Origin of the sequence: Nissabacter archeti, assembly GCF_018257325.1 — a bacterium.
In the GTDB taxonomy this organism is placed as follows: Bacteria; Pseudomonadota; Gammaproteobacteria; order Enterobacterales; family Enterobacteriaceae; genus Chimaeribacter; species Chimaeribacter arupi.
The window spans coordinates 174,602-187,910 of sequence record NZ_JAERKB010000003.1 but is presented as its reverse complement, the minus strand read 5'-3'; the positions used below and the strand labels follow the sequence as shown (position 1 = coordinate 187,910).

At 58.1% G+C, this 13,309-nt stretch carries 14 protein-coding genes; 7 read left to right on the top strand and 7 right to left on the bottom strand.

Going from position 1 to position 13,309, the window contains the following annotated elements:
* Positions 1-26: 26 nt before the first annotated feature.
* The 3 genes from dnaX to JK232_RS05270 form a co-directional block, all read right to left on the bottom strand.
* Positions 27-2,063, bottom strand: coding sequence for a DNA polymerase III subunit gamma/tau (gene dnaX / locus JK232_RS05280; protein WP_101827886.1), 2,037 nt, complete (start codon positions 2,061-2,063; stop codon positions 27-29).
* 77 nt (positions 2,064-2,140) lie between these two features.
* A complete protein-coding gene (gene apt / locus JK232_RS05275) occupies positions 2,141-2,692 on the bottom strand; it encodes an adenine phosphoribosyltransferase (protein WP_072926453.1) in 552 nt (183 codons plus the stop codon).
* A gap of 198 nt (positions 2,693-2,890) precedes the next feature.
* Positions 2,891-3,259 carry a DUF454 family protein gene (locus JK232_RS05270; protein WP_101854783.1) on the bottom strand — a complete coding sequence of 123 codons (369 nt, stop codon included), beginning with the start codon at positions 3,257-3,259 and terminating at the stop codon, positions 2,891-2,893.
* Between the two features lie 168 nt (positions 3,260-3,427).
* Between JK232_RS05270 and priC the strand changes: the two genes are divergently transcribed.
* From priC to rsmS, 3 genes are all read left to right on the top strand, one after another.
* A complete protein-coding gene (priC, locus tag JK232_RS05265; RefSeq protein ID WP_072926455.1) occupies positions 3,428-3,967 on the top strand; it encodes a primosomal replication protein PriC in 540 nt (179 codons plus the stop codon).
* 85 nt (positions 3,968-4,052) lie between these two features.
* The gene (locus JK232_RS05260; protein WP_072926456.1) at positions 4,053-4,301 is read left to right on the top strand and encodes a GlsB/YeaQ/YmgE family stress response membrane protein; all 249 of its coding nucleotides are present in this window, start codon (positions 4,053-4,055) and stop codon (positions 4,299-4,301) included.
* A gap of 9 nt (positions 4,302-4,310) precedes the next feature.
* The gene (gene rsmS / locus JK232_RS05255; RefSeq protein WP_072926458.1) at positions 4,311-4,478 is read left to right on the top strand and encodes a pleiotropic regulatory protein RsmS; all 168 of its coding nucleotides are present in this window, start codon (positions 4,311-4,313) and stop codon (positions 4,476-4,478) included.
* Positions 4,479-4,615: 137 nt separating this feature from the next.
* Here the strand turns inward: rsmS and acrR are convergent, their stop codons facing one another.
* A complete protein-coding gene (gene acrR, locus JK232_RS05250; RefSeq protein ID WP_072926460.1) occupies positions 4,616-5,299 on the bottom strand; it encodes a multidrug efflux transporter transcriptional repressor AcrR in 684 nt (227 codons plus the stop codon).
* Between the two features lie 142 nt (positions 5,300-5,441).
* Here acrR and JK232_RS05245 point away from each other — a divergent pair, with 142 nt between their 5' ends.
* The 4 genes from JK232_RS05245 (at position 5,442) to ykgO (ending at position 10,393) form a co-directional block, all read left to right on the top strand.
* Positions 5,442-6,656, top strand: a complete 1,215-nt coding sequence (locus JK232_RS05245) for an efflux RND transporter periplasmic adaptor subunit (protein WP_072926461.1) — start codon at positions 5,442-5,444, stop codon at positions 6,654-6,656.
* A 16-nt stretch (positions 6,657-6,672) separates the two neighbouring features.
* Positions 6,673-9,831, top strand: a complete 3,159-nt coding sequence (gene acrB / locus JK232_RS05240) for a multidrug efflux RND transporter permease subunit AcrB (protein WP_072926463.1) — start codon at positions 6,673-6,675, stop codon at positions 9,829-9,831.
* Positions 9,832-9,978: 147 nt separating this feature from the next.
* Positions 9,979-10,239, top strand: coding sequence for a type B 50S ribosomal protein L31 (locus JK232_RS05235; RefSeq protein WP_072926464.1), 261 nt, complete (start codon positions 9,979-9,981; stop codon positions 10,237-10,239).
* Between the two features lie 10 nt (positions 10,240-10,249).
* Positions 10,250-10,393: a type B 50S ribosomal protein L36 gene (ykgO, locus tag JK232_RS05230; protein WP_101827887.1), complete on the top strand. Its 144-nt coding sequence runs from the start codon at positions 10,250-10,252 to the stop codon at positions 10,391-10,393.
* Between the two features lie 147 nt (positions 10,394-10,540).
* Here the strand turns inward: ykgO and JK232_RS05225 are convergent, their stop codons facing one another.
* From JK232_RS05225 to JK232_RS05215, 3 genes are read right to left on the bottom strand one after another with little or no spacing between them, the layout of a single operon-like run.
* Positions 10,541-11,419, bottom strand: a complete 879-nt coding sequence (locus JK232_RS05225) for a metal ABC transporter substrate-binding protein (protein WP_101827888.1) — start codon at positions 11,417-11,419, stop codon at positions 10,541-10,543.
* Positions 11,420-11,440: 21 nt separating this feature from the next.
* Positions 11,441-12,298 carry a metal ABC transporter permease gene (locus JK232_RS05220; protein WP_072926469.1) on the bottom strand — a complete coding sequence of 286 codons (858 nt, stop codon included), beginning with the start codon at positions 12,296-12,298 and terminating at the stop codon, positions 11,441-11,443.
* Positions 12,295-13,035: a metal ABC transporter ATP-binding protein gene (locus JK232_RS05215; protein WP_079205170.1), complete on the bottom strand. Its 741-nt coding sequence runs from the start codon at positions 13,033-13,035 to the stop codon at positions 12,295-12,297. Before JK232_RS05215 ends, JK232_RS05220 begins: the two co-directional genes overlap by 4 nt.
* Positions 13,036-13,309 lie beyond the last annotated feature (274 nt).

Genomic DNA, 13,309 nt, shown 5'->3' with positions numbered 1-13,309 from the left:
GCGTTGTGCAACATGCACCGCGGCAGTTAAAGGGGGCGAATACTGTCTTCATCCAGATCCGCGTCAAAGAAGCGGCGCAGGGTCTGGATATTATTATCCGCGATAATCGACTGACGCGCCTGCGCCAGTTTTTCTTCATAAATTGCCTGACGCCACTCCAGCGGCGTTCGCACCGCCGGATTATCGTCTTCAATCACTGTCAATTCAACCGGATGCCCTTCGCAGGTGGAAATCGCCTCGGCCAGTGCCTTTTGGGCTGACGGCGAATTGAGGTGGCGCTGCGCCGGGCGCAAATGCAACCGCAATTCTGACGGCCCCACCACTTCGCGGAAGGCGTTTAACGCCAGTTGCTGCACCAGTTTCGGCAGCGGCAGCTGGTGCACATAAGCCGCCCAGTCGTCACGTTCCAGCGCCTCTTCTGCCAGCTTAGCTGACAATTCCGGGGTTTTCTCATGTTCCAGCGCCGAACGCAGGGCTTTCGGCGTCGCCAGCGGCATCACGTCGGCGGTTTCCGGCTGCGCCTGCGCTTTCCAGCGGTACGCTTCCGGTTTGACCGGCGCTTCCGGCACCGCAGGCCGTGAGGCCAGCCGTTGCTGGGTACGTTCGGTCACTGAAGCCAGCCGCTCCAGTGCTGAGGTGGCCGGCCGCGCACCAGGCGCCGCCGGCTCAGCTTTTTTTGGGCTGTGGTTTCCCTGTTGCCGCAACAGCTGGGTGCGCGCCTGCAACAGTTTAGCGGTATCAGAAATGCCGGTGGCCGCGGTCGCCGGTTCAGCCGGAGCCTGTACCGGCGGCGGCGCGCTCTGCGGCATGGCAGGCGGCTGTGGCCGTACCGGCGGTGCAGCGGAAGACGGCCGCGCAGGCGGCACATCGTTGTTTGCTATGGGCGGCTGAGCCTGAGGCTGGGGTTGTGCCTGAGGCTGCGGCTGCGGAGCCCGTGCCGCCGGCTGTGCCGGCATAACCGGCTCTGCGATCACCGCTTTCGGGTGGAAAGCCAGCGCGCGTAACAGCGTCATCTCCACGCCCATGCGGCGATCGGGCGCAAACGCCAGCTCTTTACGCCCAATCAGCAGCGTCTGGTAATAGAGTTGTACATCGGCAGGCGGCACCGCCCGCGCCAGTTCGCGCAGCCGCTGTTCCACTACCGCGTAGTGATCGTCAAGTGCGCCCGGCAGCAGTTGCAGCATGGCAATCCGGTGCAGCAGCGTCAGGGTTTCCACCAGCAGCGCTTCCCAGTCCACGCCGCGTGACGCAGCCTGTTCCACCTGGGCCATCACCCGCTCGCCGTCTGCCCCGACCAGTGCCTCGATGATCGCCAGCGGCTGTTCATCATCCAGCGTACCGAGCATCCGGCTGACGGTGTCAGTGCCGACCTGCCCTTGCCCCATCGCAATCGCCTGGTCGGTCAGGCTCAGCGCATCGCGCATACTGCCGTCCGCAGCGCGGGCCAGCAGTTGCAGCGCGCGCGGCTCCGCCGCAATCTGCTCCGCCTGCAACACCGTCTCCAGCTGTTGACGGATCTGCTCCGGCTCCAGCGCTTTCAGGTGGAATTGCAGGCAGCGTGACAGAATCGTCACCGGCAGTTTTTGCGGATCGGTGGTCGCCAGCAGGAATTTCACATGCGACGGCGGCTCCTCCAGCGTTTTCAGCAGGGCGTTGAAACTGTGGCGGGACAGCATGTGCACTTCATCGATCAGGTAGACCTTGAAGCGGCCGCGGGCCGGGGCGTACTGGACGTTGTCCAGCAGCTCGCGCGTATCTTCGACCTTGGTGCGCGAGGCGGCGTCAATCTCGATCAGATCAACAAAGCGCCCCTGCTCAATCTCCCGGCAGTTGTCGCACTTGCCGCACGGGGTAGCGGTGATCCCGGTTTCGCAGTTCAGCCCTTTTGCCAGCAGGCGGGCGATGGTGGTTTTCCCCACGCCGCGCGTACCGGAAAACAGGTAGGCATGGTGAATCCGCCCCAGCGACAGGCCATTGGCCAGCGCGGTCAGGACATGTTCCTGGCCGACAACATCAGCGAAGGTTTGCGGGCGCCACTTACGGGCAAGAACCTGATAGCTCATTAATACCGGAGAAGTTGGGAAATCTGGAGGGTAATGCTAACACAGCCTCGCCAGAGCGGCGAGGCTGAATGCTTCGGTTAGTGGCCGCCGAAAGAGACCAGGCTGAAGCAGTTGATGCCCTGGCGGGTCAGGCGCTGTTCGCCGCCCAGTTCCGGCAGATCGATAATGAAGGCCGCATCGCTGACGTCGCCGCCCAGGGCGCGGATCAGTTTCACGGTGGCTTCAATGGTACCGCCGGTGGCCAGCAGGTCATCGATCACCAGCACTTTGTCACCCGGCTGGATGGCATCGGTATGGATTTCAAGTTTGTCGGTGCCGTATTCCAGCTCATAGCTTTCGCTGAGGGTGGCACGCGGCAGTTTACCGGGCTTGCGCACCGGCACGAAACCGACGCCCAGCACCAGCGCAACCGGTGCGCCAAACAGGAAACCACGGGCTTCAGTCCCAACCACTTTGGTGACGCCGGTGTCGCGGTAGCGCGCGGCCAGCATTTCAATACTGGCGGCATAGGCTTTCGGATCTTCCAGCAGGCTGGTGACGTCACGGAACAGTATGCCCGGCTTCGGGTAGTCGGGGATGGTCTTGATACTGTCTTTAATTAACTGAAGCTGCTGTGCAGTAGCGATCATAATGTGTGCCTGAAAAAGCGGGTGTTCTGACTTAAACGCAGGCCGCCTGATATCCCTGCCCCGTCACCAACGTGACGTGCACATGCCTTAAGGAGAAGGATGATAAAGGGAAAGAGGAGATGACCCACGCACGAAAACGCCCAAATTTATGCAAACTCCAGTGAAATTGCAACCGAAGCCCGCTGTGCAAAGCGTATTTTATTGCTTTTGATCAACCACCGGCAGGCGCCATATTATCGCGAGCAGCACCAGCATCATCATCGCCAGCAGCACACGTAACCACAAAATCTTGATAAAAAAGAGAGAGATGCTGATGGATATCGCCGTGAACGCCATCGCTTTTCCCTTGGTTTTGGGCGGCAATGCCCGGTGCGCCTGCCAGTGGCGCAGGTAGCTGCCAAACCATGACCGGTGGAGCAGCCAATGGTGAAAACGCGGCGAGGACTGGGAAAAACACCAGGCGGCCAGCAACAGGAACGGGGTGGTCGGCAGCAACGGCAGCACAGCGCCCACCGCCCCCAATATCACCGCCAGCCAGCCGATCACCACCAGCGACCAGCGCCATATCTCTTTCTTCACTCTTCCCTGCTCCTTTCTCCGGCCGGTGCCGGCCTGACAGGCGGCCCCTGACAAACGGACATAGTAACGTCCAATTGCTGCCTGACACAATGAAACCGGCTTGTCAGCCCGGCGTTTCAGCGGCAAGCTACCCGGAAGATCCGCCGGAGAGAAAATGTGACAACGCAAAAAGTTTTACACACGCTGGAACAACAGATAAATGCGCTGGCTGTGGAGATAGAGCCTGTCGGCCATGTGCCGGCGCAACAGGCGCGGTTTGATGCCGGGCTGTTCCACACCCACGGCACGCGGCTGCGTGATTATCTGGCTGAAGTGCGGCAGAACCTCGCCCAGCTGAAAACGGTGGTGGCCGAAGGGCGTACAGCGCAGGTGGCGTTTGTGGCTGACCGGCTGGTGACGCAGATCGGTGCGCTGCAACGTGAGCTGGCGACCCAGGCGTTGCGTAAGGCCGTCGCGCGCCCGCAGGGCGAGAGTAAAGAGGATATTTACCACCGGCTGGCCCAGCACCAGGATTTCGAACGCCGGTTGATTGCCATGATCCGCGATCGTGAAAGCCTGCTGGGCCGTCAGGAATCCCTGGCCCAGCAGCGCAAAATCCAGCAGGAGCTGGCCGCACTTGAAGGACGGCTGCAACGCTGCCGCCAGGCGCTGATGCGGATTGAGCGGGCCGTTGAAAGAAAAGAAAACGGTTTTTGAATGTTTATCACAATTTTTTAAAGCCCTGTCCTTCCCGCTCCCGCAATTATCTATACTATAGGGATGTCCGCAGCGGGAGAACATTATGGGCCTGATTTCATGGATCATTCTGGGGCTGGTGGTCGGGCTGCTGGCAAAAGTGTTTATGCCGGGCAAAGAAGGCGGGAGCGTGATTTTATGGGTGGTGCTGGCCATCAGCGGTGCGCTGGTGGGGGGGTATATCAGCACTTATCTGGAGTCAGGCTCAGTCGCCGGGTTCAGTTTCAGAAGCTTGCTTATCGCACTGACGGGCGCAATCCTGATTCTGTTTGTTTATCGCAAACGTAACTATTGAGTTGGCCTTATGTCAGTTGAAAACGCCTCACCAGAACTGCAGTTGGCAGTTGACCTGATCTATTTGCTGGAATGCAATGAAATTGCCCCGGATATCGCGCTGGCGGCGCTGGAAATTGTGGCGCGTGACTACCGGGAAAAATTGCGCCTGGGCGGTGACGGCCCGCTCAGCGCCTGATGCCGGCCGGTTTACCCCATCACGCCTGTCGTAACATAAAGAGGGGTGCATAAAGAGAGGGGTACGTATACATCGTTACGCACCGCCTGTTATGCGCAGAGAAGATCAACCGGCATCAGGAAGGATGGCGTTGCCGGTTAGTTATCATCAGAAACAGTGTCCTGACTCTCCTGGCTGCCTGCCGCGCTGTCTCGCCGCAGATGCGGGCTGAGTTTTAACATATCAATATAAATATCGGCGTAATGCGCCGCCTGGCCTTTAAGATCAAACCCTTCCGGCATAAACAGCCAATTTTCCATCAGGCCGCTGATATAGGAGCGCAGCACCACGGCGGCCCGGCGGGTATCCAGATCATCCGGCAGTAACTTTAATTCAATACAATTTTTTAAAACGACCTCTATTTTTTCATAACTTTCCAGATACAGGATTTTATGCGCCTGCTGAAGAGACATCAGCTCTCCCACAAATTCACATTTATGAAAAATGATCTCCATCAAGGCACGCCGGCGTGGATCGTCTACCGTGGCACGGAGAATATAGATAAGGATTTCACGCAGAATACGCAGTGGATTATTGGGGTACTTTGCCTGATACTCTATTTCGAGATCGTCTATTTTAGACTCAGAAATCGCCCAAACTTCATTAAACAAGTCTACCTTGTTTTTGAAGTGCCAATAGATAGCACCCCGCGTTACACCGGCCGCGGTGGCAATGTCGGTCAGTGATGTCGCAGACACTCCGCGTTCTGAAAATTCCCTCACTGCGGCGTCCAGAATGTGTTGGCGGGTTTCAAGTGCTTGTTGTTTGGTTTTTCGTGCCATGGCTATTGGTTTTCACAGAGAGATGTCTTACATACATTCGCGTATGTATGTACGATGGTACGCACATATCTAAAATGCAGCAATGGGTTTTATGGCTTGTGATCCATTGATCAATTTGAAATCGGACACTTGAGGTTTATCTATGAACAAAAACAGAGGGTTAACGCCTCTGGCGGCCGTTCTGATGCTTTCAGGCAGCTTAGTTCTCACAGGATGTAATGATAAGGAGTCCTCACAGGGGGCCCAGCAACAGCAACAAGCGCCGGAAGTAGGCATTGTGACGCTGAAAACAGCGCCGCTGAATATCACCACTGAATTGCCCGGCCGCACCTCGGCGTTCCGTGTGGCAGAAGTCCGCCCTCAGGTGAGCGGCATTATTCTCAAGCGCAACTTTGTTGAAGGCAGTGATATTAAAGCCGGTACCTCCCTTTATCAGATCGATCCTGCGACCTATCAGGCTTCTTACGACAGTGCCAAAGGCGACCTGGCCAAAGCACAGGCCACCGCCCAAATCGCCCGTGTTACGCTGAACCGTTATAAACCCCTGCTCGGGACTAACTACATCAGTAAACAGGATTACGATCAGGCCCAGGCGGATGCCAGCTCAGCGGATGCTTCCGTGCTTGCGGCCAAAGCGGCGGTAGAAACGGCGCGTATTAATCTGGCGTATACCAAAGTCACCTCCCCTATCAGCGGCCGGATCGGTAAATCCAGTGTCACGGAAGGCGCGCTGGTCACCAGCGGCCAGACCACCGCCCTGGCAACCGTTCAGCAGCTTGACCCGATTTATGTGGATGTCACCCAGTCCAGCACCGATTTCCTGCGTCTGCAGCAGGAGATGTCAGAAGGCACGCTGAAGCAGCAGAACGGCAAAGCCAAAGTCACCTTACTGCTGGAAAACGGCAGCCAATATAAGCAGGAAGGGACGCTGGAGTTCTCCGACGTGACCGTGGATGAAACCACCGGCTCCATTACCCTGCGTGCGGTATTCCCGAACCCGGACCATGTTCTGCTGCCGGGGATGTTCGTCCGTGCGCGGCTGGATGAAGGCGTGAATGAAAATGCGCTGCTGGTACCGCAACAGGGCATCACCCGTAACCCGCGTGGTGAAGCTACCGCGATGGTCGTGGGCGCAGGCGACAAGGTAGAGACCCGCACCCTGACCACTGCCCAGGCGATTGGCGATAAATGGCTGGTCACCGACGGCCTGAAAGCGGGCGATCGCGTGATTGTGACCGGTCTGCAAAAAGTGAAGCCGGGTGCCCAGGTGAAAGTGCAGGAAGTGAGCGCTGACGCGCCGGCGCAACCCGCCGGGCAACAGCAGCAGGCAGCGTCCGATCAGGCCTCGAAGTCTTAATAGGAGCCGGTAATACATGGCTAAGTTCTTTATAGATCGCCCCATTTTTGCGTGGGTTATCGCCATCATTATCATGCTGGCGGGCGGACTGTCGATATTGAGTCTGCCGATTGCCCAATATCCGACAGTGGCGCCGCCGGCGATTGAAATATCCGCCAACTACCCGGGTGCCGATGCGCAGACCGTGCAGGATACCGTGACGCAGGTTATCGAGCAGAACATGAACGGCATCGATAACCTGATGTACATGTCCTCCTCCAGTGACTCGTCCGGCAGCGTGACCCTGACCTTGACCTTTGCCTCCGGCACGGATGCAGACATCGCCCAGGTGCAGGTGCAGAACAAACTGCAGCTGGCGATGCCGCTGTTGCCGCAGGAAGTGCAGCAACAAGGGATCCAGGTACAGAAGTCGAGCAGCAGCTTCCTGATGGTGGCCGGTTTTGTGAACAATAACGGCACCATGACGCAGGAAGATATCGCGGACTATGTGGCCTCAAACATCCAGGACCCGATCAGCCGTACCAGTGGTGTGGGTGACGTGCAGCTGTTTGGTTCCCAGTATGCGATGCGTATCTGGATGGACCCGAACAAGCTGACCAACTTTGCGCTGACGCCGGTCGATGTCATCAATGCCATTACCGTGCAGAACAACCAGGTGGCCGCCGGTCAGCTGGGCGGGACGCCGCCGGTGAAAGGGCAGCAGCTTAACTCCTCTATCATTGCGCAGACGCGCCTGACCTCTACCGAAGAGTTCGGCAAAATCCTGCTGAAAGTGAACCCGGATGGCTCCCAGGTGCGCCTGCGTGATGTGGCGACCATTGAGCTGGGTGGTGAAAACTACAGCGTGGTAGCCCGCTTCAATGGCCAGCCGGCTGCCGGTCTCGGTATCAAACTGGCGACCGGTGCCAACGCCCTGGACACCTCGAAAGCAGTAAAAGCCACACTGGATAAACTGAAACCCTTCTTCCCGAACGGGATGCAAGTGGTTTACCCGTACGACACCACGCCTTTCGTTCAGATCTCCATTAACGAAGTGGTGAAAACGCTGTTCGAAGCGATCGTGCTGGTGTTCCTGGTCATGTACCTGTTCCTGCAAAACTTCCGCGCGACGCTGATTCCAACCATTGCGGTGCCGGTGGTGTTGCTCGGGACTTTTGCGGTCATCGCAGCCTTTGGCTATTCGATCAACACCCTGACCATGTTCGGGATGGTGCTGGCGATAGGCCTCCTGGTGGATGACGCGATTGTGGTGGTGGAGAACGTCGAGCGTGTGATGGTCGAAGAGGGCCTGCCGCCGAAAGAAGCGACCAAGAAGTCGATGGATCAGATCCAGGGGGCGCTGGTCGGGATTGCGCTGGTGCTGTCTGCGGTCTTTATCCCGATGGCCTTCTTCGGTGGTTCTACCGGGGTTATCTACCGCCAGTTCTCCATTACCATCGTCTCCGCCATGGTGCTGTCAGTGATTGTGGCATTGATCCTGACCCCGGCGCTCTGCGCCACGATGCTCAAGCCGGTGCCGAAAGGACACCATGATGAGAAGAAAGGCTTCTTCGGCTGGTTCAACCGGATGTTTGAAAGCAGCACCAACCACTACACCGACAGCGTCGGCAATATCCTGCGCAGCACCGGCCGGTATTTGCTGATTTATCTGTTGATCGTAGTGGGTATGGCGCTGCTGTTCATCCGCCTGCCGACCTCCTTCCTGCCGGAAGAGGATCAGGGCGTGTTCCTGACCATGGTGCAGCTGCCGGCCGGGGCGACCCAGGAGCGGACGCAGAAAGTGCTGGATGAGGTGACCAACTACTACCTGGAAAAAGAGAAAGCCAACGTTAACTCCGTGTTTGCGGTTAACGGCTTTGGTTTCTCCGGCCAGGGCCAGAACACCGGTATCGCCTTCGTCAGCCTGAAAGACTGGTCTGAGCGCAGCGGCGCTGAGAACAAAGTGCCGGCGATTGCCGGGCGGGCCATGGGCACGTTCTCTGCGATTAAAGACGCGATGGTCTTCCCGTTCAACCTGCCGGCCATTGTTGAGCTGGGTACGGCGACCGGTTTCGACTTCCAGCTGATTGACCAGGCTAACCTGGGCCACCAGAAACTCACCGAAGCACGTAATCAGTTGCTCGGCATGATTGCCGAACACGGCGACCTGCTGGTAGGTGTGCGCCCGAACGGCCTGGAAGATACCCCGCAGTTCAAACTGGAAATTGATCAGGAGAAAGCCGAGGCGCTGGGCGTTTCTATCTCTGACATCAATACCACGCTGAGCTCAGCCTGGGGCGGCAGCTATGTGAATGACTTTATCGACCGCGGCCGCGTGAAGAAAGTCTATGTGCAGTCACAAGCGGAATACCGTATGTTGCCGAGCGATCTCAACAACTGGTATGTGCGTGGCAGCAATGGGCAGATGGTGCCGTTCTCCTCCTTCTCCACCTCCCATTGGGAGCATGGTTCGCCGCGTCTGGAGCGCTATAACGGCTTGCCGTCTATGGAGCTGCTGGGCCAGCCTGCACCGGGTAAAAGTAGTGGTGAAGCGATGGCGATGATGGAGTCACTGGCGGCGAAACTGCCGACCGGCATCGGCTATGACTGGACGGGGATGTCCTATCAGGAGCGGCTCTCCGGCAACCAGGCCCCTGCCCTGTATGCCATCTCGCTGATTGTGGTATTCCTCTGCCTGGCGGCCCTGTATGAGAGCTGGTCGATTCCGTTCTCTGTCATGCTGGTGGTGCCGCTTGGGGTCATCGGGGCGCTGATCGCTGCGACCTTCCGTGGCCTGAGTAACGACGTTTACTTCCAGGTGGGGCTGTTAACCACCATTGGCCTGTCGGCGAAGAACGCCATCCTGATTGTCGAGTTCGCCAAAGACCTGATGGACAAAGAGGGCAAAGGGTTGGTTGAGGCCACGCTGGAAGCGGTGCGGATGCGTCTGCGCCCGATTCTGATGACCTCTCTGGCCTTTATCCTGGGCGTATTGCCGCTGGTCATTTCGACCGGGGCAGGCTCCGGCGCCCAGAACGCGGTAGGTACCGGCGTAATGGGCGGGATGGTGACGGCGACGATTCTGGCCATCTTCTTTGTTCCGGTCTTCTTTGTGGTGGTTCGCCGCCGCTTCAGTAAGAAATCGGACGATATAGAACACAGCCACAGCCCGGCGGTATCGCTGGATAAGCACTGATGCTGTAAAGCCTGAAAGCCGCGCAATGCGCGGCTTTTTTTTGCCTGCTGTTTACCCGGACGCCGTACAGGGCTTGCTATCTGTCACATTCTGCGCAATACTGCCCGCATCATTCGTTATGTTATAACATATCAAAAGGAGCTCATTATGCGCACCGGCATTCATCCTGATTACCGCACTGTGGTCTTTCACGATACCAGCGCTGACACCTATTTCGTCGTAGGGTCGACCCTGCGCACCGATCGCACCATTGAATGGGAAGGCCGCACGCTGCCTTATGTGCCGATTGAAGTGTCATCAGCTTCCCACCCTTATTACACCGGGAAACAGAAAGAGTTTTCCAAAGAAGGCAGCACGGCGCGCTTCCAGCAGCGCTTTGGCCGCTTCCTGACGCCAAAATCTGCCTGAGGAGAACATCATGCAAGTACTCAGTTCATTGCGCTCGGCAAAGCGCCGCCATAAAGATTGCAAAGTAGTGCGTCGCCACGGCCGCGTGTATGTCATTTGCAAAAGCAATCCCCGGTTTAATGCCGTACAAGGCAGAAAAAAGCGGCGTAAATAGCCGCCGCGACTCCCCTCTGGTTCCATCGAAGGGATCGCCCTGCCAGTAAAAAGCCCCGCTGCTGCCCAGCGGGGCTTTTTTTATGGTGTGAATAAGAAGATGCCGCCATGAACAGGTGCCCCGTTGCCTGATGCAACGGGGCACCGTTTATTTCATGCTGCTGACCAGCGCAGTCACGTTATGCTGAAACGCCTGTACGTAGGTGGGTGCCGGGCCGCCCGGTTTTGACAGGGCTTCCGGGTAGAGTTCGCCACCAGGCTGCGCGCCGCTGGCTGCGGCGATCTGTTTCACCAGCCGCGGATCGGTCTGGTTTTCAATAAAGTAAGCGCTGACATGCTGCTGCTTGATCTGCCTGATTAAAGCGGCCACCTCACTGGCGCTGGCTTCAGCCTCTGTAGAGAACCCCACCGGGGCCATAAAGGTGACGCCGTATTCGCGCCCCATATAGCCAAACGCATCGTGGCTGGTCAGCACCTTGCGCTTTTCTGCCGGAACATCGGCAAACTGCTGTTTAGCCCACTGGTCAAGCTGCTGTAACTGCGCAATGTAGGCCGCGCCGCGCTGGCGGAAATAACCGGCATCCTGTGGGTCGGCCGCGGCCAGCGCCGCCATAATATGCCGGGCATACAGCACGCCGTTCTGCATACTGTTCCAGGCATGAGGATCGGTAATCATTTTCCCGTCCTCTTCCATCTGCCGGGTATTCACCCCTTCAGAAGCCACCACCGGCTGCCCGCGATACCCGGAGGCGCTAATCAGGCGATCCATCCACCCTTCCAGCCCAAGCCCGCTGACAAATACCACATCAGCATGCGCCAGCGCCTGGCTGTCCTGAGGGGTTGGCTCATAGCTGTGCGGATCGCCGTCCGGCCCGACCAGGGTTTTTACATGAACATGCTCGCCCCCGATGTGCTGCACCATATCCCCCAGAATGGAAAAACTGGCGACGGTTTCCACCGTTTTTGCCATGGCTGAGTGGGCAGACAACAGGGCAGCCGTCGCTAACACCACCGGTAAATATTTCATGACATCTCCTTATTTAACGCACTATAACGACCGGGCAGCAGCAAAGATCCCGCCATACCGGCCAAATAAAACTGAAATGAAAAACAGCAGCGCGGCACTCAGCACAATGGCCGGGCCGGCAGGAAGCGAGGCGTAATAGGACCAGAGCAACCCGGCCAGGCTGGCGGCCATGCCGAAGGCCACCGCCGTCAACAACGTGGACGGTAACGTCCTGGCCCACAGCCGGGCGGCAGCGGCCGGTAACATCAATAGCCCGACTGACATCAGCGTGCCGAGGATCTGAAAACCCGCGACCAGGTTAATCACCACCAATGCCAGAAAGGCCGCATTGGTGACCGGCAGCCAGCGCCCCGCGCTGATCTGTAAAAATGTTTTATCGAACGCTTCAATCACCAGCACGCGGTAAAGCCCTGCCAGCACCAGCAGCGATACGCTGACAATGCTGCCCACCAGCCACAATGCCGGCGCGTCCACGGCCAGGATCGAACCAAACAGCACATGCAACAGGTCAATACTGGAGCCGCGCAGGGACACCAGCGTAACGCCCAGCGCCAGCGATCCGAGATAGAATCCGGCGAAGCTGGCATCTTCTTTCAATGCCGTATGCCGGCTGACCCAACCAGAGAGCACTGCAACCGCCAGGCCGGCAATAAAACCGCCGATGCCCATCGCCACCAGTGACATCCCTGAAAGGAGATAACCCATCGCCGCGCCGGGCAGCACCGCATGTGAAAGGGCATCCCCAACCAGGCTCATGCGTCGTAACAGCAAAAAAACGCCCAGCGGGGCGGCGCTGAGCGACAATGCCAGGCAGGCGACCAGCGCGCGGCGCATAAACCCGAAGGTCAAAAAAGGATCGCTTAACAGATGCAGCATCATGGTGCGGTGCCTCCCTGCCATCGCCCTTCACCGGCGGTAAAAGCCTGGCCAGCCCGCAAGGCGGCTGCGCGATCTGCCTGCTGGGCCAGTACATGCGCAGTGCTGCCCCACGCATTCCCCTGCGGGTGAAGCAATAAGGTGTGAGGAAAGTGCCCGCTGACCATGTCGATATCGTGCAACACCGCAATGACCGTGCGCTGCTGCGTATGCCATTTGGCAATAATCTCCAGCAGCAGCCGGACAGTGACGGCATCAATGCCGGTAAAGGGCTCATCCAGCAGAATCAACGGCGCTTGCTGTACCAGCAAACGGGCAAACAACACGCGCTGAAACTGCCCGCCGGAGAGCTGGCCAATCGGTGCGCGGGCGAATGCTTCCATCCCCACCTGCCCCAGCGCGGTGGCAATCTGTTGCCGGTGGCTGCGGGTCAGCCGCCCGAAAACACCCCGGCTGCGCAAGAGTCCCATTGCCACCAGGTCTTCCACCAACAAAGGAAACTGACGATCGAGATCGGCCTGCTGGGGCAGGAACGCAAACGGGCGACGCGCATGGCGTGAAGGCCGGACCTCGCCTGACACCGGGGGTTGCAGACCCGCCAGCGTTTTAAGCAATGTGGATTTGCCACTGCCGTTAGCGCCGATAACCGCCGTCAGGGAGCCGGGGTGAAAGACCCCGCTAAGGGGAAGCGTCACAGGCTGGCGTCCGTACCCTGCCGTGAGCTGATGCAATCCGATCATGGCAGACGCGTCGCCCAGTAAATGGCCGCCCACAACAGGGCCAGTATCAAGGCAACGGCGATACCCCGTAAGCCGGCAGATGCCATCAGCCAGCTTGCGCGGAAAGGGGATGAAGAAAAAACAGACATAGTGGCCTCAGCTTGCGTTTGTTGTTATGATATAACATCACAATAAAGGCACGGAGACAACCCTGAGGGTGTGCAGGCCGCGCGCATCCTGCACCAAAGGGCAACCGACGGAATCTGAAAATGCGGTTTTTGGGTCACAGAAATGC

Bases quoted from the DNA above. Each gene is read 5' to 3' on its own strand.
- dnaX (WP_101827886.1), bottom strand. From the start codon at position 2,063: ATGAGCTATCAGGTTCTTGCCCGTAAGTGGCGCCCGCAAACCTTCGCT.
- apt (WP_072926453.1), bottom strand. From the start codon at position 2,692: ATGATCGCTACTGCACAGCAGCTTCAGTTAATTAAAGACAGTATCAAG.
- JK232_RS05260 (WP_072926456.1), top strand. From the start codon at position 4,053: ATGGGCCTGATTTCATGGATCATTCTGGGGCTGGTGGTCGGGCTGCTG.
- rsmS (WP_072926458.1), top strand. From the start codon at position 4,311: ATGTCAGTTGAAAACGCCTCACCAGAACTGCAGTTGGCAGTTGACCTG.
- acrR (WP_072926460.1), bottom strand. From the start codon at position 5,299: ATGGCACGAAAAACCAAACAACAAGCACTTGAAACCCGCCAACACATT.
- JK232_RS05245 (WP_072926461.1), top strand. From the start codon at position 5,442: ATGAACAAAAACAGAGGGTTAACGCCTCTGGCGGCCGTTCTGATGCTT.
- acrB (WP_072926463.1), top strand. From the start codon at position 6,673: ATGGCTAAGTTCTTTATAGATCGCCCCATTTTTGCGTGGGTTATCGCC.
- JK232_RS05235 (WP_072926464.1), top strand. From the start codon at position 9,979: ATGCGCACCGGCATTCATCCTGATTACCGCACTGTGGTCTTTCACGAT.
- ykgO (WP_101827887.1), top strand. From the start codon at position 10,250: ATGCAAGTACTCAGTTCATTGCGCTCGGCAAAGCGCCGCCATAAAGAT.
- JK232_RS05225 (WP_101827888.1), bottom strand. From the start codon at position 11,419: ATGAAATATTTACCGGTGGTGTTAGCGACGGCTGCCCTGTTGTCTGCC.
- JK232_RS05220 (WP_072926469.1), bottom strand. From the start codon at position 12,298: ATGATGCTGCATCTGTTAAGCGATCCTTTTTTGACCTTCGGGTTTATG.
- JK232_RS05215 (WP_079205170.1), bottom strand. From the start codon at position 13,035: ATGATCGGATTGCATCAGCTCACGGCAGGGTACGGACGCCAGCCTGTG.